This window comes from Rhizobacter sp. P2_H2, assembly GCF_056403375.1.
This window is the reverse complement of record NZ_JBFUFP010001660.1, coordinates 1-766: the sequence shown is the minus strand read 5'-3', so window position 1 is coordinate 766 and position 766 is coordinate 1. Positions and strand designations below refer to the sequence as shown.

2 protein-coding genes are annotated in these 766 nt (G+C 67.9%); both read left to right on the top strand.

Annotation, left to right across the window (positions count from 1 at the left end; translation table 11 throughout):
• On the top strand, nucleotides 1-606 hold a 606-nt coding region (locus AC1D15_RS35445; protein WP_477829773.1), incomplete at its 5' end, for an FtsX-like permease family protein.
• A partial coding sequence (locus AC1D15_RS35440; RefSeq protein WP_477829774.1) for an ATP-binding cassette domain-containing protein occupies nucleotides 599-766 on the top strand: 168 nt, incomplete at its 3' end. The genes AC1D15_RS35445 and AC1D15_RS35440, both read left to right, overlap by 8 nt.

The window sequence follows — 766 nt, the reverse complement described above, 5'->3', positions numbered from 1 at the left end:
AAGCTGTTCCGCACCGACGGCCCGACCGGCGTGCAGCTGCGCCTGAAGGATCTGTTCCAGGCGCGCGATGTCGCCGAGCAGCTGTCGCAGGCCTTCGGCCCGCAGTTCATCGTCAGCGACTGGACGCGCACCAACCGCAACTGGTTCTCCGCGGTGCAGCTCGAGAAGCGGCTGATGTTCATCATCCTGACGCTGATCGTCGCGGTGGCCGCCTTCAACCTCGTCTCGACCCTCGTGATGACCGTCACCGACAAGCAGGCCGACATCGCGATCCTGCGCACGCTGGGCGCGAGCCCGCGCTCGATCATGGGCATCTTCATGGTGCAGGGCGCGGCCTCCGGCATCATCGGCACGCTGTCGGGCGTCGGCTTCGGGCTGTTGATCGCGCTGAACATCGACGTGATCGTGCCGTTCATCGAGCACCTGCTGCGCACCAGCTTCCTGCCGTCGAGCATCTACCTGATCAGCCGCATGCCGAGCGACCCGCAGGCCGCCGACATCGTGCCGATCACGCTGATCTCGCTCGTGCTGTCGTTCGTTGCGACGCTCTACCCGAGCTGGCGCGCGAGCCGCGTGCAACCGGCGGAGGCGCTGCGCTATGAGTGACGCACGCGAGCTGGTGATCGATGCGCAGGCGCTGCACAAGCGCTTCAGCGAAGGCGGGCTCGACGTGCACGTGCTGCAGGGCGTGGCGCTGAGCGTGCGCGCCGGCGAGACGGTGGCGGTGGTCGGCGCGTCGGGCTCGGGCAAGAGCACGCTGCTGCAC